The following is a 22,911-nucleotide window of genomic DNA, read 5'->3' as shown; positions in this document are numbered from 1 at the left end:
GCGACCGTGCGCACGGTCGAGTTGCTGCTGGATGAGGGTGCGGAGCACGAGGTCCGGGAGGCCTGGCGCCGGCTCGCGGACGCGGGGCTGCCCAGTCAGGCGCGCCACCGCTCACCGACCAACAGCCCGCACATCACCCTGGCCACCTGTCCGGAGCTGACCGCACCCATCCGCTGGGAGCTGACCGAGGTCGCCGCCACGTTGCCGCTGCTCGCGCGGTGCACCGGCGTCGTCCGCTTCGAACGGCCCACCTCGGTGCTCGCCTGGGAGCTGGAACTCGACGCCGCCCTGGTCGCACTGCACCGCCGGGTGTGGGACGCGGTGGCCGCGGACAGCCCCGCCGACACGCTCAACCCCTTCCACGAGCCCGATCGCTGGGCCCCGCACATCACCCTCGGCCGCACGAGGCGCGCCGGCGCCTTCGCCGACCGGCGGATCCCCGCACTGCTGCCGCCCCCACCCTCTCCGTTGCAGCTCACGACCCTGCGCAGCTACGACACCGTGACCGGTGCCCTGGAGGTCCTGGATCCCCGTGAGTGAGCTGCCGCCCGGGAGGGCAACAGCGCGCGTGAAGACGGCTGATCGAGTGTGCGGCCCTCCCTGCCCGAGCGGGACCCCTCAGCCCAGGAGGACCGCCACCGCCAGTGCGCCCAGCAGGGAGTCGATCCGGTCCAGGAGTCCTCCGGCTCCCGCCAGCCATCGACCGGAGTCCTTGACCCCGGCACCGCGCTTGACGAGGGACTCCACCAGGTCGCCCGCCGGGCCGCCCACGGCCACCGCGAGTGCCGCCTGCCAGCTCCACGCCGACAGCAGCGCGAGGACCGCGAGGCCCGCTGCCGCGCCGCACAGCGTGCCACTCCACCGCTTGGCCGGCGACAGCCGCGACAGCAGCGGCCCACCCAGCCGCTGCCCGGCGAAGTACGCCACCACGTCGGCGACCGACACCGCGGCGAAGAGCGCCAGACCGAGCGCGCCCAGCGGCGCGAGGCCGGCCAGCACCCCCAGCCAGAGCAGGCCGAGCAACCCCGTGCCGAGCCGCCGCAGCCCGTCGTCCGCGTCGCCGCTCACCAGGAGCACGGCGACCAGGGCCAGCGCCCCGGCACCCGCGACCCGGCCGACCTGATCGGGCGCCCACGCGGCGGCGGCGATCAGAGCGGGCACGGCCGACGCCAGCACCGCCCGGTCGGGGCGGGGGAGCCGAGCCAACGCCCCGAACTCCAGCACCGCGACGACCGCGACGACTGCGGCAAGCAGGGTGATCCCGGGCCGCCCCCACCAGAACGCGGCCGTCACCACCGGCACACCCACCGCCCACGCACACCACCGGGTGACCAACTCCCTTCGCCGCGACGTCCCCACCGCCACGCCACTCACCAGCAGAGCACCGCCCAGCCACGGAGCCAGCGCGGCCACCGAGGTCACCGCCCGGCCCCGGCGGCCGACAACGTGCGCTCACGCAGCGGCAGTTCGCCGAGAGCGGCTCGGTACGCGTCCACGATGCGGGCGTTCTCGCCGGTGTCGCGGACCGCGACACGCACCGTGCGGCCCTCGTACGCCGGCGAGAGCGGTGACAGGTCCCTCAGGTGGACACCGTGCCGCCGGCACTCCGCGACCAGGGACGCGGCGCTCGGCCCGCCCCGAGGCAGTGTGAGCGTGAGGAAGTTGGCCACCGACTCCTCGACCGTGACGGAGTCGTCGACAGCGGCCAGGTCCGCCGCGAGCAGCGCGCGCAACTCGTGCGTGCGCTGCAACCGGTCGGCGTAGTAGCCCGGATCGCGCAGCGCCGCCACCGCCGCGAGCTGGGCCGGCAGGCTCACCGCCCACGGGGGCGTCCATCGGCGCAGCTCCGCGGCCGTGCCGGGCTCGGCCACCAGGTACGCGGCCCGCACTCCGGACAGGGCGTACGTCTTCGACATCGAGGTGCAGACCACCACACGCGGGTCCCGCGCGGCGAGCGGGGCGAGGGACTCGGAGGGGTCGACGTACCCGAGATACGCCTCGTCGATCCACCACCGGGTGTGGGCGGGCGCCGCCGCGATCACCGCGGCCAGCTCGCCGGCCGGTGCGTGGCGGCCGGTCGGGTTGTTCGGGTTGACCACGACCACGAGGTCGTACGAGCCGTCGGCGACGACCGCCGACAGCCTCCCCGGATCGATGCGCCAGCCCTCCTCGCGCCGCAGCCGGAACCGGTCCACGCGGCAGCCGATCACCCGTTCCGTGACGTGGGCGTACTCGCCGTAGCCCGGGTCCATCAGCAGGACCCGGCTCGCCGGGGTCAGCCAGCGGCCGAAGGCCCGGAAGATCAGGTCGGAGGAGCCGGAGCCGACAGCGAGCGTCCGCGGGGGCAGCCCGCGGACGGAGGCGAGCTCCGCGAGCATGCCCTCCGCACCGGTCGGGGGCGAGGTGCGGGCGACCCAGCCGGCGTCCTCGGTGAGCACGGCGTGTGCCGCGGGGGCCGGTGGGAACCAGGCGTCGAGCACATCGGCCGTGACGACCTCGCGACGCCGTTCGAGCGTGCGGAAGTCCGTCCCGATCGCGGTGAACGAGGCACCACCGTGCTCGCAGCCGTCGGGCCCGGGCGCGAACGGGGCGTCCAGTCGCCAGTCCACGCCGGCCGCCGCGCGCGCCAGGGCCCCCGCATGCCGTCCCGTCGCGCAGCGGGACAGCTCCGCCACCTCTGCCGTCAGCACCTCGAAGTCGACCGCGCCGCTGCGGACGGTGCGGCCGGCCGGACGCAGACCCGCCGCCCGGTACATGCCGATCAGGTCGGAGCGGCCCATGGCCACCACGTGCCGCCCGCCCCGGGAGGCGATCCAGCGCAGTGCCGCGTACATCAGCAGGAGGCCCGACGCGCCGAAGCGGGCCCGCGGCTCGACGGTGAGCAGCCGCACCTCGAAGACGTCGGGCCCGTCCAGGAGCGGGAGTTCGGCCCGGGTCAGGTACTTGTCCAGCCCGTACCGTCCCACCCACGGCGGCGTCACGCTCACGAACCCGAGGCGGTCCGCGTCCCGCGCGGCGACCAGGTAGACGTTGTCGCCGTCCAACCCGTCGACCAGCCGTCCCTCGCTGTTGCGCGGGTGCTGGCCGAGCTCCTCCGCGTAGACACGGTGCCGGAGTTCATGGATCCACACCATGTCGTCGGCGTCTGCGGAGCGCAGGGTGAGGGGACGGCTCATCGGAACCTCTTCGGTCGGGACCAAGGGGGTTCAGTGTGACGTCGGCCGATCTTGGTGGAGCAGGGTAGGACAGCTCGGACGGTCTGAGTACGGGTACTCAGGCGGTGAGCGGCCCGACCGGCTGTGCGCCGTCGGCGTGTTCGGATCCTGGGCGTGCTGTCGGGACGTATTGCTCCCCGGTCGTCAGAGGGCCGGTCCACGCCGTGACGCGGTGACCAGCTCGGTCACCGTGGCCAGCTTCCTGCGGGGTCTGCCGTCCGGTCCGCCGCGCAGGCGCTCGGCCCGGTCGATGGCCGCCATGCCCCGTGCGTCGACGAGGCGCGGTGCTCGGCGGCGGGCCAGCCGCTGGAAGGACCTCGCCGAGTGGGCGGGCGGCTCGAGGACGTCGGCGACGGCGTCTGCGAGCAGGCTGCTCACCGTTTCGGCGGCGCAGGCCCGGTTGGTGCCGATGCCTCCGGACGAACCGCGCTTGATCCATCCGACGACGTAGGCACCCGGCATCCCGGCGACCCGGCCCTCGTCGTGCGGAACGGTTCCCGTCGTCTCGTCGAACGGCAGCCCGGGAACCGGCGTCCCGCGGTAGCCGATGGCCCGCAGCACGGACGTGGCGGGGATCAGGGCTTCCCCGCGTGCGTCGGTGACGCGCACGGCCCGAACCGCCGCCGCGTCGGTTCCCACGATCTCCGTGGGCGCGGAGTGGAAGCGCAGCACGATGCGCCGGCCCGCACCGGGCGCCCCAGACCAGTCGAGTTCCTCGCGCCGCACCTCCCGCAGCACCGCGGCGATGTCGTGCGGCCCGGCGGCCTCGATGGCGCGGCCGGTGCGGGGATCGTGGTCGTCCACGATCAGGTCCACACCGGGCAGGTGGGTCAGGGCGAGCAGTTCCGGCCGCGTGCAGGCGGCGTTCTCCGGGCCGCGGCGGCCCAGGACGACGACCTCGCGCACGCGGGAGTCGCGCAGGGCGCGCAGCGCGTGGTCGGCGATGTCGGTGCCGGCGAGCTGCTCGGGGTCGGTGACCAGGATGCGGGCCACGTCCAGGGCGACGTTGCCGTTGCCCACCACGACCACGCGCTCGGCGGACAGGTCGACCGCGTCGGGGGCGACGTCCGGGTGGGCGTTGTACCAGGCGACGAACGTCGTGGCGGACAGGCTGCCCGCCAGATCCTCCCCGGGGAGGCCGAGCCGGCGGTCGGCGGACGCCCCCACCGCGTACACCACCGCGTCGTGGTGGGCGGCGAGTTCCTGCGCCGACACGTGTGCGCCGACCTCCAGCCCCAGCAGCATCCGCACCCGCGGGTGGGCGTGGAAGCGGGCGAAGGTGTCGCCGATCTGCTTGGTCGTGGGATGGTCGGGGGCGACGCCGAACCGCACGAGCCCGCCCGCGACCGGCAGCCGGTCGACGAGCGTGACCTCGGCGTTGGTGTGCAGCAGCAGGTCCTGGGCGGTGTACATGCCGGCCGGCCCCGTGCCGACGACGGCGATCCGCAACGGCCGGAAGTCCGCCGGCAGGACCCGGTCGAACACGGGCCCGTCCCAGACGTGGAAGTTCGGGCTCTCCTCGGGGAGTTCGGGTGCCGGCGCCTCGGCGAAGTAGGCGGCGTTGATGTCGGCGTACGCCTTCTGCGGGCCGGTCAGCCGGTCCACGGGGAAGACGGCGTCGACCGGGCACGCGTCGGCGCACGCGCCGCAGTCGATGCAGGCCCTGGGGTCCACGTACAGCATCTCGGTGCTGCCGAACGCCCGCTCCTGAGGGGTGGGGTGGATGCAGTTGACCGGGCAGACGGCGACGCAGGTGGCATCGGCGCAGCAGGTCTGGGTGATGGCGTAGGTCATGGGTCCGCTCTGCTCGAACAGCGCTGCCTGGGGGCTGGTCAGATGAGGTGGGCGCGCTGGTAGAACGCCAGCGCCGGCTTGGTCAGCAGCCCCGCCGAGGCGAGGAACTCCATCAGGCCGGCGCAGCTGGAGCGCATCATCGCCTTGTGGTGCTCGTTGGCGCGTGCCTCGGCGCGTGCCCGCTCGGGGTCGAGCCCGGAGTTGGCGTAGACGGACTCGTTCACCATGCTCGTGACGATGACGTACGCCGCCACGGCGATCACGAACGCGTGGATGTGCCGGCGGACCGGCCCGGCCTTCGCCAGATGCCGCCGGGTCTCCTCGCGGGCGAACTTCATGTGGCGGGACTCCTCGACCACATGGATGTTGTTGATGGTCCTCACGAACGGCACGACCCGCTCGTCCCGCATCCAGTCGCGCTGCATGACGTCGAGGACTTCCTCGGCGACGAGGATCGCCGCGTAGGCGGCCTCGCCGAACGCCAGCGTCTTGAAGGCCCGGCCCAGTTCGATCGCCAGGCGGCGGGGCCGGTAGGCCGGTGCCCCGAGCTTCCGGGCGCCGCGGGCGAACATGATCGAGTGCCGGCACTCGTCCGCGATCTCGGTGAGGGCCCACTGGACCGTGTCGTCGGTCGGGTCCTTGGCGTAGACGTCCCGGAGGATCAGCTGCTGGAGGATCATCTCGAACCAGATGCCGGTGCTGGCCACGGAGGCGGCTTCCTGCCGCGTCAGCTCCTTGCGCTGCGCCTCGGAGAGCTCGTTCCAGTACGACGTGCCGTACAGGGTGCTCCACTCCGGGCTGGCGCCGTGGAAGTCCTTGTCGAGGGGTGTCTCCCAGTCCACCTCGGTCGCGGGGTCGTACGACAGTGTCGCGGCCGAGTCGAGCAGTCGGCCGGCGACTTCGCCGGTCCGGGTGTCGCGCTCGACTCCGGGCCGGGCCGTGCTGCTTGCCATGCTCTCAACTCCTCAGTCTCGAGTGACGGTCCGTCTCCGTCTGTGGCACATGCGATCGGTGGGGCAGGGCCGTCCGGTGCGCCAGGGGCGCTCCGCGGGGTCTGCGGAGGTGCCGCCGGGCGTGACGCGGCCACGAGGTGACGCGCGGCGCGGTCCACCGCCGGGCCCTCTTGTTAGACGGAATGTATAACAAGGGGCGGTGCTCGGCCTACCCCTCGGTAGGCAGTGGTTCCTCCGGAACGACCATCGGCGCCGTCCCGCCGCACGGGGCGGGACGGCGCCGAAGCTCTGGACTTGCTCAAGAAGCGATACCGGTGGTCCCCATGCCGGGCATACTGCGGGCAATCCGGGCACCGCCCGGCGTAAGGGGGACGCTGTGTTGATCGCATTCGTGTTGGTGGGTGGGTTCGTCCTGGTGGCCGTCACGGTGGTGACCTGGCTGGTGCGCCGGGCATGGCACCGCGCCTGGAACGACCTGGGGGTACGGGCGGCGGCGTACGGTCCGGGCGCCGGGGCGCGACGTGGAGCGTGGTCGACCGGTGGCAGCGCCGGCGCCGCGGGCGCTCCGTACGGAGCGTCGACGACGCACGGTGCCGGGAGCCCGGTCGACCACTCGTCCTGGTGGGCGCCGGGCGGCGACGGCTCGTCCGGTGGCTGCTCGGGCGGCGGTTCCTCGTGCGGCAGCTCCTCGTCCTGCGGCTCCGGTTCCTCGTCGTGCGGCAGCAGCTCGTCCTCGTGCGGCAGCAGTTCCTCGTCGTGCGGCAGCAGTTCTTCGTCCTGCAGCAGTTCCTGCTGAACACGTCCTCGAGGTCACCGGGTTTTCCGGGTTCACCGCACCGACGGAGGCCGACGGGTGGCCCAGTACTCGGACGCGGTGAGGCCCATGAGGACGACGTCGTGGTAGTCGCCGGCGAAGAACTCGTGCTGGCGAAGCCGCCCTTCCTCGACGAAGCCGAGCTTGCGACAGAGGGCGAGGGACGCGTCGTTGAAGGCGTAGATCTCCACTTCGCACTTGTTGAGGCGCTGTTCGGCGAACATGTAGGTCAAGGTCAGCTCCATGGCCTCGACCGCGTATCCCTTCCGGCGACTGCCCGGGTCGACCTCGATGCCGGTCCTGAACCGCCCGGCCCGGCGGTCGGTCTCGCCGACTGTCACGGACCCCGCGAAGGTACGCTCGTTCAACGCCTCGATGACCAGCCGGAACGCGTCCCCGCCCGGTGGACGGCCGGCGCGCTCCGCAGTCCAGATGCGGAAGCTCTCCTCGGAGCGCGGCGGCTCGACGACGTCGGCGTTGCGGACGTCGACGGTGTGCCGGGCAAGGTCACGGAAACCCTGCCAGTCCTCCGGCTCGACGCCGCGAAGCCGTACCTTCTCACCCGTCCACATGTCAGTCATGACGCTCGTCGCTTCTCTCGATCGCGGGCACTGCCGGCCCTGGCCCATCAAGCACCGCAGTCACTGGGCGTTCAGACCGTGCCAGGCGGTCTGGGTCGGTGCATCGGCCGCCACCACGGACAGGGCGTCGGTCAGGAGCCTTCGTGCGGCAACCAGATCAGATGTCTTCACCGCCTGATCGTCGCACGCGCCCGGCTCGTGCCGCCGGGCGCGGACGACAGGGGAGCGACCACGGGGCATTTCAGTGCTCGCAGAGGGAGAACTCCCGCTCGTAGAGCTGCTCGTTGTGTTCGGCGACGAAGAACTTGCGTTCCCGCATGAGTTCCTCGCGGTACGCCTTGGCCTGGTCGAGCGTCATGGTCGAGGTGCCGGACCAGGGCTGCTGCGGGGGAACGTCGGACGTCGAGACGATCCGTTCCGACGGATCGACCAGGAAGAACGCGAGGATCTTGCGGTGACCCGGCCGTGCGGGGTCCTTCAGTCGGAACGAACCGACGCGGTGCTGCAGGGTGTTCGGGAACGCCAGGCAGCGGCCCGCCGGGGTCGGCGCCGATCCGAGCACCTGGTTCAGCGCGTCCTCGTCCTCCAAGCCGTAGACCTCTCGCAAGCCGTTGTCGTCGTTCTGCTCGTAGTCCGGGTCGTCGAGTGCCGTGCGGAAACCCAGCCGGCTCTCGGTGATGTTGTCGCTGTCCCAGTAGTAGATGCCGGTCGAGACGATCCGCTCGTTCAGCATTCCCTCGACATGCCAGGAACCGCCGGGATACTCGGGCTTGTCCGGGGTGAGATGAAGGGTGGCGAGTTTGACGATGACCTGGAGGCGGCGACCGCGGAGGTCCACACGCGCGGACCCATCGGGCACCGCGGGTGGCGTGAAGGCGGGGGCGTCCGGAACGACCGGGCGGCGGTTCTCCCACCATGCGTCAAGGGCCTGCTGCCACGCGCGGTAGGCCTCCGCGTAGGCCGCTTCGTCGGTGAAGGAAGCCTTGTCGGGGTACTCCGGCTCCGAGTCGTACCAACCGTACGGATCGGCTTCGATCCGCAGAGGGCGCGGATGCCGCAGGTCGGTGAGCACGTTCTCCCACAGGGGACGCATCCGGGCGAACAACTCCGGCAGGACGGAGGCCAGTTCTCGGTGCTTCTCGGGATGCACGTTGTTGATGTAGGAGCGGAAGGTGACGTCACCCTCGTCGTCGACGTCGACGTCCGTGGGCAGCCACTGGAAACGCTCGGAGAACTCGTGCTTCGAGTAGCGGTCCGTCGGGTTCCGCCAGGCCCGCTCCGGTGCGCCGCTGACCTCCCTCACCAGGCAGAACAGCGAGGGATGCACCAGGTCCAGCACCTGGCCGTCCGATCCCGGATGCCAGTCCCGCTCCGCCTCGGGAACCTCTTCCAGGACTTTGACGGCGTCGCGCAGGCGCGATCGGAGGGTGTCGTCGACCAGCGTGTCCGACTGCCACACTCCGTCGACGGCGGCCACTTCGATGCCCGTCCGCTCGTCCCGCAGCGCGGCGTAGTGCGCCAGTTCCGCGACGACGAAGGCGACCTGCGCTTCGGTCAGCCCCTGGGCGACCGCTTCCCGCGTCCACGTCGCGACGATGCCCGGGTCGTTCATCTTGTCGAACCACCCCGGTTTCGCCCGTATGTGGGCGCTGCACTCCATCATCTGCAGTTCCCGCAAGGTCCGCGGTCGTGCGAACGCCGTGGAACGGGATGCCTGGAAGGGCAGGGGGAACGGGGGCGAGCTGGACACGTTCTTCGGTCCTCCGGGTCGGTGTGCGGTGGCGGGAAGACTACGACAGTGCACTGACATCGCCGGACTCTCCTGCGAGCGGACCGCGCTGGTTGAACGCGTTCAAAAGCTCTGTCAGTATGAGCCCGGCCGGTGTGCTGCTCACCCGGCGGGGGAGGAACCACTGCCATGACGAGTTCACTGCTGACGCCGAGAAGACGCGCGTTCGTCGACGCTCCACGGCACGTGACCGGGAGCACGGCGCCGACAGCCGTCCTCGACTGGACCGACGGCCGTGTCACCGCGCTGCTCCGCGACATCGACGTGGCGACACCGCACTCCGAGCGAGGAGCCGGCTCCCGAGCCGGTGCCCGGATCGACCTGCTTCGGCGAGCTCACGGTGTGATCACCGACGCGGTGCGTCCCGTCTACTCCGTGCAGGACGAGCGACCGGTGTCCCAGGTGCTCCGCAGGGGCCGAGGCTCGTGCAGCCAGCGGCTCGCGGTCCTGGAGGCGGTCGCCAGGGCGAGCGGGACCGCGACCCGGGTCCGGGGCCTGCTGGTGGACGGAGCGTTCTGGTACCCGCGCTTCCCGCGCATGCGGCAGATCGTGCCCGACCGCGTCGTGCTGGCCTGGCCGGAGTTCCTCATCGAGGCGGAGGGCGGGGCGGCTTCGGCCGGTGCGGGGGAGAACGGGGGAACGGGTGTGGAGTGGTTGACGGCGTCCGAGATCTTCGGTGACCTGAGCCGACTTAACCGACGGGATGAGGGCGGTTTCACCAACAGAGGACCGGAGACGCTGTTCGAGGCGCTGTCCCGGACGGCCGTCGACTGGGACGGGGTCACCGTCTGCCCGACGGGGACGGCCACCGGGGGTACCGTGGATGCGGCCACCGGAAGCCGGACCGGCGACGACGTCACCGCGAGGAGCTGCGACTTGTCCTCCTACGTCCTGGCAGACCTCGGTCGTTTCGACTCACGGGACGAGCTCTTCGCCCAGCACGGCCAGACCCTCTGCTCCCCGGCCAGGCTGCTGGCCGAGCCGATCCTCGGGCGCTGGGCCGCAGGAGCTCGCAGCTGAGCGCCACGCAGGCCGACGGTGGCAGCGCCGCTCACGGCCCGGCCCACCACCCCTCTCCCGCCGTCACCCGCACGGGGCCTGCGGATGGGGAAGTCTCAGCACGCCGTCCACGATCCGCCCGGTGCGGGCCTCTCGGGCAAGTACGGCCAGCCGCTCCAACAGGCTGTGCCCGTCGCACAGTACGGTTTCGTGGCCGACGTAGGACTGCAGGTTGATCACTGCGGCTTCCACATGACGGATCTCGCTGACCAGCATCGGCACGCCCGCGGCACCGGATGCCGGCACCGCCCCTGCCCGGGCGTGGAGGAGGGGGAGCAGTTCCGCCCCGCTGGCGTTGCCGATCGTCTGCGCGTCCGCGTCGCTGTCCGCCTCCAGGCGCTGTCGGGCGTGCTCGATCACCCGGGTGAGCATCTGGAAGTCGCTGTGGGCGAGTTCGAACGCCAGGTGGTCCGTCCCCGCGTGTGGTGCGGGTGCAGACTCTCTTCGCCGCCGCCCCCAAGGCATAGCCGGCCCCCCATCCGATCGACCAAGGCGGTCATTCCGCGAAGGTCCTGCGAAAGCAGAGCGACAGGAACGATCGTGAGTAACCGCCCACACAGTACTGCGCTGTGCGGGAAAACGCTTGCTCCATTGCACGCTTGTCGACCGGAGCAACTGCGCAAAGCCCTCCAGGGTCGAACCCATGGTGATGAACTTCGGTCGGCAGCGCACGCTCGCCGTTGCCGAGGTGGGTCCCGCGCGAGCCGGGGGCCTCCTGACCGGTCTGGGACGATGGCGCCATGGACGAGGAAGTCATCCCCATTCTGCGCGTCGAGGACGCTGCGGCGGCGGTCGCCTGGTATGCGCGGCTCGGCTTCGCCCAGCAGTGGGAGCACCGCTTCGAGCCGGGACTACCCGCGTTCGTCGAGGTGGCCCGGGGCGGGTTGCGGCTGTTCCTGTCGGAGCACCGGGGCGACGCCCGGCCCGGCACGCTGGTGTACCTCCGTGTGAGGGATGTCGACACCCTCGCCCGGGAGTTCGGTGTGACGGTGAGCGACGCGGCGTGGGCACGTGAGATCGAGCTGCGGGACCCCGACGGCAACCGCCTGCGGATCGGCACGCCCACCGCATGACGGGCCGCCGGCATCACCCACGGGGGTACCGGCGCGATCCGGCTGCCGGGACCGCGCCGTGTGGTCGCTCCCGCACGCCGTGGGGCAGGTGTGCCGGCGGGGTTCGCGCGGTCGCTAACCCTGTCTGATAGCGGAGATGTCGAACTCCAGGACGATCTTGTCGCCGACGAGGACGCCGCCGCCCTCCAGGGCCGCGTTCCAGGTGACGCCGAACTCCTTGCGCGAAATGGTCAGCGAGCCCTCCAGACCGACGCGCAGGTTGCCGAACGGGTCGACGGCGTTGCCGGTGTACTCGAAGTCGATGGTGACCGGCTTGGTCAGGTCCTTGATGGTGAGCTCGCCGGTGACCCGGTACTCGGTGTCGGACCGCTTCTCGACCTCGGTGGTGCGGAAGGTGATGTCGGGGAAATTGGGGGCGTCCAGGAAGTCGTTGGTGCGCAGGTGCTGGTCGCGCTGCTCCACGCCGGTGTCGATGCTCTGCGCCTTGATGACCACCTGGCCACTGGACCGGGCCGGATCGGCGCCGTCCAGGTGGGCGGTGCCCTCGAACTCGTGGAAGGCGCCGCGCACCTTGGTGACCATGGCGTGGCGGGCGACGAAGCCGATCCGGGTGTGGGCCGGGTCGAGCACGTAGTCGCCGGTGAGGTCGGGGATCGGGACAGTCATGGTGAGGAACCTCCCTGGGAGCCGGATCGGCGGCGGACCGCCGGGATCGTTACCGGCCACGCTAGGCCGCCACGCGATTCCCGTCCCGCCCAACGCGCACGGCCGCGGGCGATTGCACCCTGACCGGCGATCGCCACTGCAACGCGTTCAGGTGCACTTCGCGGCCGCGGACGACTCGGCGCCCGGCCGGTCGCCGGCCGACCCGGAAGAGGCTCGGAACGCGCCGAACGGCCCCGAGCGGGGCCGTTCGGCCGGGTCGTGCGCCGGGCTCAGGGGTGGTCGGGCTGCTGCGCCGGAGGCACTCCGCCGCCCTCTCCTCCACCCTTCTCGCCCTTGTCCGTGCCGTGCGGGGTACCGCCTCCGGTGCCGTCCGGCTGGGCCGCCTTCATCTGGCGACTGTCCTCGGGGGTGGCGGCTCCCTTGTCGTTGCGCCGTAGCTCCGGCTGCTGCGGATTGGGCATGCCACGAACCTCCTCTGGTGGTGCGATCTGGTGGTGCGAACTTGCGGGGCCCGGGTTCCCACCGAGGCGCGGGTGACGCACGTCGTCCGCGGAAAGGTCGCGGCAGCGGGACGGCCACCGGCCGACGACCCCGTCCCGCGCACCTACCACTGCCCCGGCGCCCGGTCGTCGGGTCCCGCGCTACCGCGCGTGCTGGCGTGACGCCTCGGCCCGGTCGCCGCACACCGCCTCGGAGCACCAGCGGCGCGTCCCGTCGCGCGACGTGTCGAAGAAGCGCAGCGCACAGGAGGGGCGCGCACACCCGCGGACCGGGTCGGGACACGCAGCAACCGCAGGCAGGAGTAGGCGGCCGTCCGGGCCGGACCCCCCTGTGGGGTCGGCTGACCCACGCCGGACGCCGCCTCCGCGTTGCTGCTCGCCGGCCAGACGGTCAGCCCCTCGGTGCCCGTGAGCAGGTCACGCCCCACCCCGCCCCCGAGCCCCGGGTCCCGAGCCTCGAGCCCCGGGTCCCGGGTCCCGAGCCAGCCTGCTCTTCGCGGACTGGACGACCGGCAGAACCCTCCAGGTCACCGGCACCGCGCGGGTCGACATCGCCGGGGACGGAGCCCGTACCGTCCGTTTCACCGTCGGCGCCGTGGTGGACGCCCTGCGGGCCACGCGGCTGCGCCGGGCGGCCGCGTGACCCCGGAGGGCGTCACCCGGGCATCTCGCTGCTCCGGCCGCCCGTGAGGACGGGAAGGGCGGGGTACGCGACGAGCAGCGCGAGGGCGACCAGCAGTCCGCTCAGCCACAGGGGCCCCGACTCCCCGGCCGGGGAACCGAGGGCGGCCGCGGCCGCGACGGGACCGGCCGCGGCGCCCGCGTTGAGCGCCGCCGTGGCGTAGGCGCCGGCCAGGGTCGGGGCTCCGGCCGCCTCGTGCAGGACCCGCGCGATGAGGGTGCTCCCCAGGGCGAACGACAGGGCGCCCTGCACGAACAGCAGGGGGAACAGGGCGATCGGCTCGCCGGCGAGCAGTGCCAGGGCCGGCCAGCCGGCAAGCAGCAAGGGACCGCCGAGAGCGACCACCCGGCCCGGACGCCGGTCGGACAGCCGGCCGGCGACGGTGACGCCGGCGAACGAGCCGGCGCCGAAGACCACCAGGGCGACGGGGACCCACCACTCGCCCAGCCCGGCGCTGCCGGTGACGACGGGGGCGAGGAAGGTGAGGCTCCCGAAGGTGGCCGCGTTCACCAGCGCGCCGAGCAGCATCACCAGGAGCAGCGGCGGCCGGGTGAGCTCGGCGAGCTCCGCCCGCAGCGAGGGCCTCCCCGCCACCCCGGCCCCCTCACGTCCGGCCGGGACGCCCCGGAGGATGCCGAGGGCGGCGGGGAGGCAGAGAAGGGCCACAGCCCAGAACGTCGCACGCCAGCCGAGCAGAGCGCCGAGCGCGGCCCCGCCGGGGACACCGGCGATCGTGGCCAGTGCGGTGCCGGACAGCAGCACCGCCAGCGCGCGTCCCTTCCGGTCGGGCGGGACGAGCGTGACGGCGGCCGTCAGGGCCACGGCGAGGAACCCGGCGTTCGCGACCGCCGCGACGACCCGGGTGGCGAAGAGGACGGGGAAGCCGGTGGCGACGGCACCCACGGCGTGGGCCGCCGTGAACACGAGGACGAACACGAGAAGGCCGGCCCGCGTGGACCGGTTACGGGCGAGCACGGCCACGAGCGGGGCGCCGACGATCATGCCGATCGCGAAGGCCGAGGTGAGGGAGCCCGCTGTCCCGACCGGGACGCCGAGATCCGAGGCGATGTCCGGCAGGAGGCCGGCGAGCATGAACTCCGAGGTGCCCATGGCGAAGACGGCCACGGCAAGCAGATACAGGGGAAGAGGCATCGAGTGGCTCCGGGGTGAGGAGAAGCACGAGAGGTCATCTCGTCACCGCGGTCAGCCCGGGAACGCACACGTGTCACGCCGCGGAGAGCGGCGCGACGGCAGGGTTGCGGACTCAGTGAGCAAGGGGGCTGACGGCGTGACCGTGAGCCCCCACCTCGTCCGACTCAGGACTCGACATGGCCCGCACGCTACCGGACCGGTGCCGCGCGAGGCATCCCGGTTGTGCGTCACCAACCGGTGTGCAGCAGGTGGTTGACGGCCAGGGCGACGAGCACCTGGGCGCACAGCCAGCCGCGCGCCCTCGTCAGGTAGGCGCACGCGGGCAGCAGCCACATCGCGAACGGCAGCCAGATGCGTTCGGTCTCCGCCTTGCTCATGCCGGACAGGTCGGCGACGAGGAGGGCGAGGCACGCGGCACCGACCACGAGCGCCAGCCGCGCCCGAGCCGTGCCCTGGGGCGAGGGCCCCTCCCGCCGCAGCCGCGCGGGCACACCGGCGGCCCGGGCCAGGCCCGCGGCGGTGGCGAGCCCGGTGATCACGACCGTGCAGGCGAGGTTCGCCCACACCCAGTAGCCGTACGGGCGCACTCCGCCCGCCCCCTGGTAGTACCGCGTGACGAGCAGCCGGTACGCCTCCCACCAGTCGAAGCCGGCCAGGGTGAACAGCGTGGGGACGACCGCCGCGCCCGCCGCGAGGGCCGCCCCCAGCGCGGGCCGGGCGCGCAGCCCGCGACGCCCGAGGAACAGCACGCTCGCGGCGATCGGGGCGAACAGGGTCAGGCCGTAGGAGAGGTAGCAGGTGAGGCCGAACAGCAGCCCGGAGGCGGCGGCCGCCCCGCACGAGCGCCTGGTGACGGCCACGGCGAGCAGGGCGACGGCCCACGCGGCCACCCCCGCGAAGTAGGCGTCGGCCGACGTGCCCATCCACACGGCGGCCGGGGCGAGGACCACGAAGGGGGCCGCCCGGCGGGCGAGGTCTTCCGAGGCGAGTGCGCGCACGGCGACCAGGACCGCCGCACCGGCACTGGCGCCCACGGTGATGCACCACGCCCCGGCCCAGCCGCCCCCGTGCAGACCCACCCTGTCCAGCAGGACGAAGGTCAGGGTGGCCGCGGGCGGATGGCCGGCGACATGGGCGGGCCAGTTGTCGGGGGAGTGCAGCAGGATGTGCTCGGTGAAGCCGCCCAGCGCCGCCGGGATGTCGTGGAAGCGGTCGACGACCTGCAGGTACTCGTGGCGGGTCGTGAGGCGCACGGCGACCCCGGCGTGCGGGCCGTCGATCAGCGCCAGGGACCAGATCCAGGCCATGGACGTCAGCCAGGCGCCCAGGGGCACGGCCCGCCACGGCAGGCGCGCCGCCACCCGCGGCCCGTACGTCACGCCGGCGACCGCCAGGAGGACGGCCGCCGGGGTGCCGGGGCCGAAATGAGGGTCGAAGTCGGCCAGCAGCGGCGGCCAGCCGACCCGCAATGTGTCACGGAAGTCGTCGGTGTGCCGTCCGACCAGAATCGCCGCGGCGACCAGACCGGCGGCGAGAGCGGCGGAGCACAGATCACGAAGAGAGGCGCGGTTCACCGGCGCCACGCTAGATCGAGGTGTGCCGCACCGGGCGTGCACACCGGCAGACGTCAGAGGTCCGTAAGACACCCGTCCGGTACCCGTCCGCCCGTCGCCGCGCCGGGCGCAGACGTCCCCGCCCCGTAAGGATTTGCCCGTTCCGGCGCCCGCGCACAGGCAGTGGGATGGGAGGCATGAGACCACGCTTGCTCCCACCCCGGTTCGACGGCAGGCTCCACGACCCCCGTACGGCGACCGTGATCGGCCGCTGGCTCGGGGCCGCCTTCGTGCTGTGCTTCGGCACCGGGCTGATCAGTCACCTCATGCAGCACCCTCCGGCGTGGCTGCCCGGCTTCCCCAGCCGTCCCGTCTGGGGGTACCGGCTCACCCAGGGCCTCCACGTCGCCTCGGGCATCGCCGCCGTTCCCCTGCTGCTCGCCAAGCTGTGGACCGTGTACCCGAGGCTGTTCGTCCGGCCGCCCGTGCGTTCGGCGCGCCACGGGCTGGAACGCCTGTCGGTCGGACTGCTGGTGGGCGCTGCTGTTCTGGAGGTGGGGACCGGACTGCTCAACACGGCCCAGTGGTACCCGTGGCCGTTCTCGTTCGTCCCCGTGCACTACGCCCTGGCCTGGGTGGTCACCGGATCCCTGGTCCTGCACATCGCGGTCAAGGCACCGCAGATCAGGGACCATTGGAGGCGGCGGTCGGCCGACACGCTCGCTCTTCCCGCTCAGGACGCCTGGGACCGGCGCTCGTTGCTGACCGCCGTGGGGCTGGCGGCCGGCGCGGTGACGGTGACGACCGTCGGTCAGTCCTTCACACCCCTCAAGGGCCTCGACCTTCTCGCTCCGCGTCACCCGGACAAGGGCCTGCAAGGACTGCCGGTCAACCGGACGGCCGCGGCGGCCGGCGTCGGGACGGTCGCCGCGGACGGCTACCGGCTCACGGTCGTCGGTCCCCGCCCCTTCGTCCTGACCCTGTCCGAGCTGCGCGGACTGCCGCAGTACGAGGCCGAGTTGCCCATCGCATGCGTGGAAGGCTGGAGCAAGTCGGCGCACTGGGGCGGTGTGCGGATCGCCGACCTGCTGGAACGGGCGGGTGCGCCCGCCCACGCCCGCGTCCGCGTGATCTCCCTGCAGACCCGTGGGGGGTACCGGGTGTCCGAGCTGGACGTCGCGCACGCGCGCGATCCGCTGACCCTGCTCGCCCTGCGCCTCGACGGTGAGGAACTCGCCCCCGACCACGGCTTCCCGGCGCGTTTGATCGCACCGAACCGGCCGGGCGTCCTCCAGACCAAGTGGGTCGCCCGGCTGGAGGTGCTGGAGGCATGACGACGCGACTGCTGCGGCTCCTCACCGGCCTGCTCGGCCTGGCCCTGCTGGGGACGGGTGTGTCCCTGCTGCTGGAGGTGCGTGACCTGTCCGGCGTGGTGGTGTGGCTGGGGGGTGCCGTGCTGCTGCACGACGCTCTGATCGCGCCCGCGGTGCTGCTGATCGGCATGATCGCGGTGCGCGGCGCGGCCCGCGGGGCCGTCCGGGGCGGCCTGCTGGTGGCCGGCGCGCTGACCGCGGTCGCCCTGCCGCCCCTGCTGCGCCCCGGGCCCCGCGGCAACCCCTCCGTGCTCCCGCTGGACTACCCGCGCAACTGGCTGCTCACCCTGCTGAGCGTGGCCGTGGTGACCGCGGTGCTCGTTGCCGTCCGCAGGGTGCGCCGCGGCCGACGGAGGCCGCGACGCACGGGCGCCGGCGGCACAAGCCTTACGAACTCCTGACGCACCGGGCCGACGCACCCCGCGCGGCTCCCCGCAGCCGTACGGTCGCGGGCATGAACATCCTGGTCACCGGAGGCGCGGGCTTCATCGGCTCGCACATCGTCGACGCTCTGCTGCGCAACGGCGACGAGGTGCGGGTGCTCGACGCCCTGCTCCCCGCCGCCCACCACGTTCCGCCGGCGGTCCCCGACGGAGTCGACTTCCGCCGCGCCGACGTCCGCGACGCGGGGGCCGTCGCGGACGCGCTCGCCGGAGTGGACGCCGTCCTGCACCAGGCCGCGATGGTCGGGCTGGGCAAGGACCTCTCCGACGCCCCGGACTACGTCGCCTGCAACGATCTCGGCACGGCCGTCCTCCTGGCCGGGATGGCCGCGGCCGGCGTCGCGCACCTGGTCCTGGCCGGTTCCATGGTCGTCTACGGCGAAGGCCACTACACCTGCCCGCGCCACGGCCACGTCCGGCCGGGCCCCCGGGTGGTGGGCGACCTGGAGGCGGGCCGGTTCGAACCGCCCTGCCCGCGGTGCGGTGACCGGCTCGCCCCCGGCCCGGTCACCGAGGACGCTCCCACCGACCCGCGCAACGTCTACGCGGCGACCAAGCTGGCCCAGGAGCACCTCGCCGCCTCCTGGGCCCGGGCGACCGGCGGACGGGTGGCCGCCTTGCGCTACCACAACGTGTACGGACCGGGCATGCCCCGGGACACGCCCTACGCGGGGGTGGCCTCGCTGTTCCGGTCCGCGCTGGAGAGGGGAGAGCCGCCGCGCGTGTTCGAGGACGGCGGTCAGCTGCGGGACTTCGTCCACGTCCGGGACGTCGCCGCGGCGAACCTGGCGGCCCTCACGGGACTGCGCTCTCTCCCGGCGGGTACGGCGCGGGCGTACAACGTCGGCAGCGGAGAGCCGCACACGGTGGGTGAGGCCGCCGCCGCTCTCGCCGCCGCCCGCGGCGGGATCCCGCCCGTGGTGACGGGCGAGTACCGGCTGGGCGACGTCCGGCACATCACCGCCTCCTCACGGCGGCTGCGCGAGGAACTGCGGTGGACGCCGCACGTGCCGTTCACCCAGGGGATGACCGAGTTCGCCACCGCACCGCTGCGGGGCGACTGACCGGTCGACCGGGCCACGGCAGCGCCGCCCCCGGTCGACCGGGCCACGGCACCGCCGCCCCCGGTCGGGCGGTGGCGGCGCGCCCTCAGGCGGTGGCGGGCAGACGCACCTCGAAGCGGCAGCCGCCGGGGACGTTGTGCACCGCCGCGCGACCGCGATGGGCCTCGACGATGCCGCGCACGATGGCGAGCCCGAGCCCCGCCCCGGCCGGGGGCGTACGGGCGTCGGTTCCCCGCCAGCCGGTGTCGAAGACCCGGGGCAGATCCTCGGCCGGGATCCCGCCGCAGGCATCGGTCACCGCCAGGACGACGTCACCGGACTCCCGCCTGGCGGAGACGGCGACCGTGCCGTCGGCCGGGGTGCGGTGGATCGCGTTGACCAGGAGATTGGTCAGCACCCGGGTCATCTCACGGCCGTCCACCTCGACGGGAACCGGCTCGACGCCGTCGCCCACCAGCCGCACCCCGTGCTCCTCGGCCAGGGCGCCCGCGCCGGCCAGCGCGTCGTCGACGAGGTCGTACACCGACATCCGGGTCGTGCTCAGCGTCAGCACCCCGGCCTGGATGCGGGAGAGCTCGAAGAGGTCGCCGACCATCTCGCTCAGGCGCCCCACCTCCGCGCGCATCCGGGCGTGGTACACGTGCGGGTCGGCGACCATCTGGTCCTCCAGCGCCTCGGTCATCGCCTGGAGACCCGCCAGCGGGGTGCGCAGATCGTGCGAGATCCAGGCGACCAGCTCACGGCGGGACTCCTCCAGGGCGCGTTCCCGTTCCCGCGAGGCGCGGAGCCTCGCGCTGGTCTCGGCCAGTTCCCGGCCCAGTTCGGCGAGTTCCGCGGTGGGCGCGGCAGCCGGCGGGGTGAAGACGCCCTCCTCACCGAGCGTGCGGGTGGCCCGTGCCAGCGCCCGGCTGCCGCGCACGACACTCCGCCCCAGGACGAGGGCGACGATCAGCGAGACGACGGCGGCGATCGAGCAGACCGTCGTCACGACCCACAGGTCGTGGTCGGACAGCAGCATCGCCCAGGCCACGAGCATCGTTCCGGCGAGCATCGCCACGACCGTGACACCGGCGACGACGGCGAGCGACACCGTCAGGGACCGGTGGCGCAGCAGCCGCAGCACCACCGTGCCCAGCACACCGGCGCCGACCGCGCCGATCGTCGCGTACAGGACGATCAGCAACGTGTCACGCCACATCGTGAGCTCCTCCCGCCGGATCCGCGTCGAAGCGGTAGCCGACGCCCCACACGGTGCTGATCAGCCGCGGCCGTGCCGGATCGTCCTCGATCTTCGCCCGCAGCCGCCGCACATGGACGGTGACCGTGGACAGGTCCCCGAACTCCCATCCCCACACGCGGTGCATGAGGTCCTCGCGGCTCGTGGCCTGCCCGGGATGGCGCAGGAAGTACTCCAGCAGGTCGAACTCGCGCAAAGTCAGGGGGAGTTCACGCCCTCGCAGTCGGGCGCGGCGAGCCGACGGATCCAGGACGAGCGCACCGGCGCGCATCTCGTGGGCGGGGCCACCGTCACGGCCCGCGGTGTGCGCGGTCGCGGCCCTGCGCAGTACGGACTGCACGCGCAGGACGAGTTCACGGGGGCTGAAGGGTTTGGTGACGTAGTCGTCCGCCCCGATCTCCAGGCCGAGGATGCGGTCCTCCTCGTCACCGCGCGCGGTCAGCATGATGACGGGCACCGGGCCGCGCCCGCGGATACGGCGGCACACCTCGAAGCCGTCCATGCCGGGCAGCATCAGATCGAGCACCACCAGGTCCGGCAGTTCGGCGGAGACGGCCGCGACCGCTGCCGGACCGTCCGTGGCCGCGGTGACGGCCAGGCCGGCCTGGGTCAGGTACGAGGCGACGACTTCCACGATGGTCGGGTCGTCGTCGACGACCAGTACACGTTTCACGGCTACGAGTCTGGCACCGGATCGGCCGGCCGTGCCGCGGGCCGGGCGCAGACGTCAGCAAACGGTAAGCAGGGCGCGGACGTCAGCGATCCGTAAGGCCCCGAGATCCTTTATGCCCCTTTTGCGTTCGTAGGGTGAGTCACGTGATCGACGAATCCCCGACCTCCCCCGCCCCTGTCGACGTGGTGCTGCCCTGCCTGGACGAAGCGGCGGCCCTGCCCTGGGTGCTGAGCCGGATCCCCCGCAACTGGCGCGCGATCGTGGTCGACAACGGCAGTACCGACCGCTCCGCCGAGACCGCCCGGGCCCACGGAGCGCACGTGGTCGGCGAACCACTCCGCGGGTTCGGCGCCGCCTGCCACGCCGGGCTGGCCGCGGCCACGGCCGACATCGTCTGCTTCTGCGACTGCGACGCCTCCCTCGACCCGGCCCTGCTGCCCGAGCTCGTCGCCCCGCTGACCGCGGGCAGCGCCGACCTGGTCCTCGGACGGCGGCGCCCCACCACCTTCCGCGCCTGGCCCCCGCACGCCCGCCTGGCCAACGCCGAGCTCGCCCGCCTGATCCGCCGCCGCACCGGCCTGCCCCTGCACGACCTGGGCCCCCTGCGCGCGGCCCGCCGCCGCGACCTGCTGGCGCTGGACCTGACCGACCGGCGCTCCGGATACCCCCTCCAGATGGTGGTCCGCGCGGCCGACGCCGGCTGGCGCGTGCGGGAGACGGACGTCCCGTACCACCCGCGCACCGGGCGCTCCAAGGTCACCGGAACCTGGCGCGGCACCTGGCAGGCCGTCCGGGACATGCGCCGCGTCCTGGACGAAGACCCTGCGGCGGTCACGGCGCGCGACGGGGGAGGCGCACGGTGAATCCGCCGACCCTGCTGGTGATCGCCAAGGAGCCCCTGCCGGGCCGCGTCAAGACACGGCTCACCCCGGCGTTCAGCCCCGCACAGGCCGCCGCGTTGGCCGAGGCGGCGCTGGCCGACACCTTGCGCACGCTCGCCGGCGTCCCCGCGGCGCGCCGGGTGCTCGTTCTCGACGGCGCGCCGGGACCGTGGCTGCCGGCCGGTTTCGACGTCGTCCCGCAGGCCCGCGGACCTCTGGACGAGCGGATCGCCGCCGCGTTCAGCGGATGCCGGTCCGGTCCGGCGGTCCTGGTGGGTATGGACACACCCCAGCTGACGTCCGACCTGCTCACCCGCATCACCTGGGACAGCACCGACGCCTGGTTCGGACCGGCGGCCGACGGCGGCTTCTGGGCCCTGGGGCTCAGGACGCCGGCGCGGGCCGATCACCTGGTCAGGGGAGTGCCCATGTCCACGCCCCACACCGGGGCCCGCCAGCGGCGACGTCTCCTCGACGCCGGCCTCGTCGTACGGGACCTGCCCGTGCTGCGGGACGTCGACACCGCCGAGGACGCCCGTCACGTCGCCACCCTCTGTTCCCCGGACTCGCACTTCGCCGCGGCGCTGCGCGCGCTGCCCCGGGCCGTCCGGTGACCGGCCCGGACGCCCCGCCCCTGCGCCCCGGACGTCCGGCTCCCCGCGCCGGGCAGGCACCCCCGAGGGCGCTGAGCACCGTCCCCCCGGCACAGCGCCGGCCGTGGATCGACGACCCCTACGACGCCGCCCTCCGCGCCGGCCGGGGCCCGCTCTTCCTGCGCTCCCTCACCGACGCCGCCGCCGGCCGGGAGCGCCTGCTGCCGCTGGACGTCGAACGCTGGTGCGCACCACCGGACGCGGCGGACCTGAGCGTCCTGCGCCGCTGCCGAGGTCCCGTCCTGGACGTCGGCTGCGGGCCCGGGCGGCTCGTGGCCGCTCTCGCCGGGCGGGGCGTACCGGCACTCGGCATCGACGTGAGCCCCGCCGCCGTGGCCCGCACCCGCCGGCTGGGCGGCGCGGCCGTACGGCGTTCCGTCTTCGAGCGCGTGCCCGGAGAGGGACGGTGGTCCACGGCCCTGCTCCTGGACGGCAACGCGGGGATCGCCGGCGACCCGGTCACGCTGCTGGCCCGGATCGGCCGGGTCACGGCTCCCGGCGGGCTCCTCCTCGCCGAAGCGCTCGGCCGGGACGTCGACGAACGGCTGCTGGTGCGGATCGAGGACGCCCGGGGCCGGCACGGCCGGCCCTTCCCGTGGGCGCGCCTGGGCGCCGCCGCCCTGCACGACGCAGCACGTGCCGCCGGGTGGGCCGCCGTCGACCGGTGGGCCCTCGGGGGGCGTTGCTTCCTGGCCCTGCGCAACACCCGCACCACCGTGCAGGGCACCGTTCCGTGACGGCGAACGCCCGGATGCC

General features: G+C 73.3%; 23 protein-coding genes. 9 read left to right on the top strand and 14 right to left on the bottom strand.

Annotated elements, in window-relative coordinates:
- Positions 1-6: 6 nt before the first annotated feature.
- Positions 7-540 (top strand): 2'-5' RNA ligase family protein, encoded by a 534-nt coding sequence (locus ACH4C6_RS05595; protein WP_398107218.1) that lies wholly within the window; start codon positions 7-9, stop codon positions 538-540.
- 78 nt (positions 541-618) lie between these two features.
- Here ACH4C6_RS05595 and ACH4C6_RS05590 read toward each other — a convergent pair whose 3' ends face one another.
- The 6 genes from ACH4C6_RS05590 to ACH4C6_RS05565 all read right to left on the bottom strand — a co-directional run bounded on the left by ACH4C6_RS05590 (position 619) and on the right by ACH4C6_RS05565 (position 9,107).
- Entirely contained in the window at positions 619-1,422 is an 804-nt protein-coding gene (locus ACH4C6_RS05590; protein ID WP_398107217.1) for a phosphatidate cytidylyltransferase, read from the bottom strand.
- Positions 1,419-3,176 (bottom strand): aminotransferase class I/II-fold pyridoxal phosphate-dependent enzyme, encoded by a 1,758-nt coding sequence (locus ACH4C6_RS05585; protein WP_398107216.1) that lies wholly within the window; start codon positions 3,174-3,176, stop codon positions 1,419-1,421. The genes ACH4C6_RS05590 and ACH4C6_RS05585 overlap by 4 nt, the downstream gene beginning before the upstream one ends.
- A 183-nt stretch (positions 3,177-3,359) precedes the next feature.
- Positions 3,360-5,009 carry an FAD-dependent oxidoreductase gene (locus ACH4C6_RS05580; protein WP_398107215.1) on the bottom strand — a complete coding sequence of 550 codons (1,650 nt, stop codon included), beginning with the start codon at positions 5,007-5,009 and terminating at the stop codon, positions 3,360-3,362.
- A gap of 38 nt (positions 5,010-5,047) precedes the next feature.
- A complete protein-coding gene (locus ACH4C6_RS05575; protein WP_398107214.1) occupies positions 5,048-5,962 on the bottom strand; it encodes a diiron oxygenase in 915 nt (304 codons plus the stop codon).
- Between the two features lie 828 nt (positions 5,963-6,790).
- Positions 6,791-7,357, bottom strand: a complete 567-nt coding sequence (locus ACH4C6_RS05570) for a GNAT family N-acetyltransferase (RefSeq protein ID WP_398107213.1) — start codon at positions 7,355-7,357, stop codon at positions 6,791-6,793.
- A 241-nt stretch (positions 7,358-7,598) separates the two neighbouring features.
- Positions 7,599-9,107: a DUF4246 domain-containing protein gene (locus ACH4C6_RS05565; RefSeq protein WP_398107212.1), complete on the bottom strand. Its 1,509-nt coding sequence runs from the start codon at positions 9,105-9,107 to the stop codon at positions 7,599-7,601.
- A gap of 168 nt (positions 9,108-9,275) precedes the next feature.
- Here ACH4C6_RS05565 and ACH4C6_RS05560 point away from each other — a divergent pair, with 168 nt between their 5' ends.
- Positions 9,276-10,166, top strand: coding sequence for a transglutaminase domain-containing protein (locus ACH4C6_RS05560; protein ID WP_398107211.1), 891 nt, complete (start codon positions 9,276-9,278; stop codon positions 10,164-10,166).
- A 63-nt stretch (positions 10,167-10,229) separates the two neighbouring features.
- Here ACH4C6_RS05560 and ACH4C6_RS05555 read toward each other — a convergent pair whose 3' ends face one another.
- Positions 10,230-10,565 (bottom strand): hypothetical protein, encoded by a 336-nt coding sequence (locus tag ACH4C6_RS05555; protein ID WP_398107210.1) that lies wholly within the window; start codon positions 10,563-10,565, stop codon positions 10,230-10,232.
- Between the two features lie 380 nt (positions 10,566-10,945).
- On the opposite strand from ACH4C6_RS05555, the gene ACH4C6_RS05550 reads away from it, so the two are divergent.
- Complete coding sequence (locus ACH4C6_RS05550) at positions 10,946-11,278, top strand: glyoxalase superfamily protein (protein ID WP_398107209.1); 333 nt, start codon at positions 10,946-10,948, stop codon at positions 11,276-11,278.
- A 114-nt stretch (positions 11,279-11,392) separates the two neighbouring features.
- On the opposite strand, the gene ACH4C6_RS05545 is transcribed toward ACH4C6_RS05550, so the two are convergent.
- The 5 genes from ACH4C6_RS05545 to ACH4C6_RS05525 all read right to left on the bottom strand — a co-directional run bounded on the left by ACH4C6_RS05545 (position 11,393) and on the right by ACH4C6_RS05525 (position 15,852).
- Positions 11,393-11,944 (bottom strand): YceI family protein, encoded by a 552-nt coding sequence (locus tag ACH4C6_RS05545; protein ID WP_398107208.1) that lies wholly within the window; start codon positions 11,942-11,944, stop codon positions 11,393-11,395.
- Positions 11,945-12,213: 269 nt separating this feature from the next.
- A complete protein-coding gene (locus tag ACH4C6_RS05540; RefSeq protein WP_398107207.1) occupies positions 12,214-12,405 on the bottom strand; it encodes a hypothetical protein in 192 nt (63 codons plus the stop codon).
- 180 nt (positions 12,406-12,585) lie between these two features.
- Complete coding sequence (locus ACH4C6_RS05535; RefSeq protein WP_398107918.1) at positions 12,586-12,684, bottom strand: CGNR zinc finger domain-containing protein; 99 nt, start codon at positions 12,682-12,684, stop codon at positions 12,586-12,588.
- A gap of 415 nt (positions 12,685-13,099) precedes the next feature.
- Positions 13,100-14,278 (bottom strand): Cmx/CmrA family chloramphenicol efflux MFS transporter, encoded by a 1,179-nt coding sequence (locus ACH4C6_RS05530; RefSeq protein WP_398107206.1) that lies wholly within the window; start codon positions 14,276-14,278, stop codon positions 13,100-13,102.
- A gap of 227 nt (positions 14,279-14,505) precedes the next feature.
- Positions 14,506-15,852, bottom strand: coding sequence for a hypothetical protein (locus ACH4C6_RS05525; RefSeq protein WP_398107205.1), 1,347 nt, complete (start codon positions 15,850-15,852; stop codon positions 14,506-14,508).
- Positions 15,853-16,028: 176 nt separating this feature from the next.
- On the opposite strand from ACH4C6_RS05525, the gene ACH4C6_RS05520 reads away from it, so the two are divergent.
- The 3 genes from ACH4C6_RS05520 to ACH4C6_RS05510 are packed head-to-tail and all read left to right on the top strand — an operon-like array spanning position 16,029 to position 18,711.
- Positions 16,029-17,165: a molybdopterin-dependent oxidoreductase gene (locus ACH4C6_RS05520; RefSeq protein ID WP_398107204.1), complete on the top strand. Its 1,137-nt coding sequence runs from the start codon at positions 16,029-16,031 to the stop codon at positions 17,163-17,165.
- Complete coding sequence (locus tag ACH4C6_RS05515) at positions 17,162-17,605, top strand: hypothetical protein (protein WP_398107203.1); 444 nt, start codon at positions 17,162-17,164, stop codon at positions 17,603-17,605. The genes ACH4C6_RS05520 and ACH4C6_RS05515 overlap by 4 nt, the downstream gene beginning before the upstream one ends.
- Positions 17,606-17,658: 53 nt before the next feature.
- Entirely contained in the window at positions 17,659-18,711 is a 1,053-nt protein-coding gene (locus ACH4C6_RS05510; protein ID WP_398107202.1) for an NAD-dependent epimerase/dehydratase family protein, read from the top strand.
- An 85-nt stretch (positions 18,712-18,796) separates the two neighbouring features.
- On the opposite strand, the gene ACH4C6_RS05505 is transcribed toward ACH4C6_RS05510, so the two are convergent.
- Together ACH4C6_RS05505 and ACH4C6_RS05500 are read right to left on the bottom strand one after the other, a co-directional pair.
- Positions 18,797-19,909, bottom strand: coding sequence for a sensor histidine kinase (locus tag ACH4C6_RS05505; protein WP_398107201.1), 1,113 nt, complete (start codon positions 19,907-19,909; stop codon positions 18,797-18,799).
- Entirely contained in the window at positions 19,899-20,621 is a 723-nt protein-coding gene (locus ACH4C6_RS05500) for a response regulator transcription factor (RefSeq protein ID WP_398107200.1), read from the bottom strand. Before ACH4C6_RS05500 ends, ACH4C6_RS05505 begins: the two co-directional genes overlap by 11 nt.
- 146 nt (positions 20,622-20,767) lie before the next feature.
- Between ACH4C6_RS05500 and ACH4C6_RS05495 the strand changes: the two genes are divergently transcribed.
- Genes ACH4C6_RS05495 through ACH4C6_RS05485 form a run of 3 tightly spaced genes read left to right on the top strand, consistent with a single transcriptional unit; the run spans position 20,768 to position 22,892 of the window.
- A complete protein-coding gene (locus ACH4C6_RS05495) occupies positions 20,768-21,484 on the top strand; it encodes a glycosyltransferase family 2 protein (RefSeq protein ID WP_398107917.1) in 717 nt (238 codons plus the stop codon).
- The gene (locus tag ACH4C6_RS05490; protein ID WP_398107199.1) at positions 21,481-22,116 is read left to right on the top strand and encodes a DUF2064 domain-containing protein; all 636 of its coding nucleotides are present in this window, start codon (positions 21,481-21,483) and stop codon (positions 22,114-22,116) included. The genes ACH4C6_RS05495 and ACH4C6_RS05490 overlap by 4 nt, the downstream gene beginning before the upstream one ends.
- Positions 22,113-22,892: a class I SAM-dependent methyltransferase gene (locus tag ACH4C6_RS05485; protein WP_398107198.1), complete on the top strand. Its 780-nt coding sequence runs from the start codon at positions 22,113-22,115 to the stop codon at positions 22,890-22,892. Before ACH4C6_RS05490 ends, ACH4C6_RS05485 begins: the two co-directional genes overlap by 4 nt.
- The last annotated feature ends 19 nt before the right edge of the window (positions 22,893-22,911 follow it).

This window comes from Streptomyces sp. NPDC017943 (genome assembly GCF_044328425.1).
Classification (GTDB): Bacteria; Actinomycetota; Actinomycetes; order Streptomycetales; family Streptomycetaceae; genus Streptomyces; species Streptomyces djakartensis_A.
This window is presented reverse-complemented; position numbering and strand designations above follow the sequence as displayed.

Excerpts from the sequence above, each read along its gene's own strand:
- ACH4C6_RS05585 (WP_398107216.1), bottom strand. The coding sequence starts at position 3,176 with ATGAGCCGTCCCCTCACCCTGCGCTCCGCAGACGCCGACGACATGGTG.
- ACH4C6_RS05580 (WP_398107215.1), bottom strand. The coding sequence starts at position 5,009 with ATGACCTACGCCATCACCCAGACCTGCTGCGCCGATGCCACCTGCGTC.
- ACH4C6_RS05575 (WP_398107214.1), bottom strand. The coding sequence starts at position 5,962 with ATGGCAAGCAGCACGGCCCGGCCCGGAGTCGAGCGCGACACCCGGACC.
- ACH4C6_RS05570 (WP_398107213.1), bottom strand. The coding sequence starts at position 7,357 with ATGACTGACATGTGGACGGGTGAGAAGGTACGGCTTCGCGGCGTCGAG.
- ACH4C6_RS05560 (WP_398107211.1), top strand. The coding sequence starts at position 9,276 with ATGACGAGTTCACTGCTGACGCCGAGAAGACGCGCGTTCGTCGACGCT.
- ACH4C6_RS05550 (WP_398107209.1), top strand. The coding sequence starts at position 10,946 with ATGGACGAGGAAGTCATCCCCATTCTGCGCGTCGAGGACGCTGCGGCG.
- ACH4C6_RS05545 (WP_398107208.1), bottom strand. The coding sequence starts at position 11,944 with ATGACTGTCCCGATCCCCGACCTCACCGGCGACTACGTGCTCGACCCG.
- ACH4C6_RS05540 (WP_398107207.1), bottom strand. The coding sequence starts at position 12,405 with ATGCCCAATCCGCAGCAGCCGGAGCTACGGCGCAACGACAAGGGAGCC.
- ACH4C6_RS05530 (WP_398107206.1), bottom strand. The coding sequence starts at position 14,278 with ATGCCTCTTCCCCTGTATCTGCTTGCCGTGGCCGTCTTCGCCATGGGC.
- ACH4C6_RS05520 (WP_398107204.1), top strand. The coding sequence starts at position 16,029 with ATGAGACCACGCTTGCTCCCACCCCGGTTCGACGGCAGGCTCCACGAC.
- ACH4C6_RS05515 (WP_398107203.1), top strand. The coding sequence starts at position 17,162 with ATGACGACGCGACTGCTGCGGCTCCTCACCGGCCTGCTCGGCCTGGCC.
- ACH4C6_RS05510 (WP_398107202.1), top strand. The coding sequence starts at position 17,659 with ATGAACATCCTGGTCACCGGAGGCGCGGGCTTCATCGGCTCGCACATC.
- ACH4C6_RS05505 (WP_398107201.1), bottom strand. The coding sequence starts at position 19,909 with ATGTGGCGTGACACGTTGCTGATCGTCCTGTACGCGACGATCGGCGCG.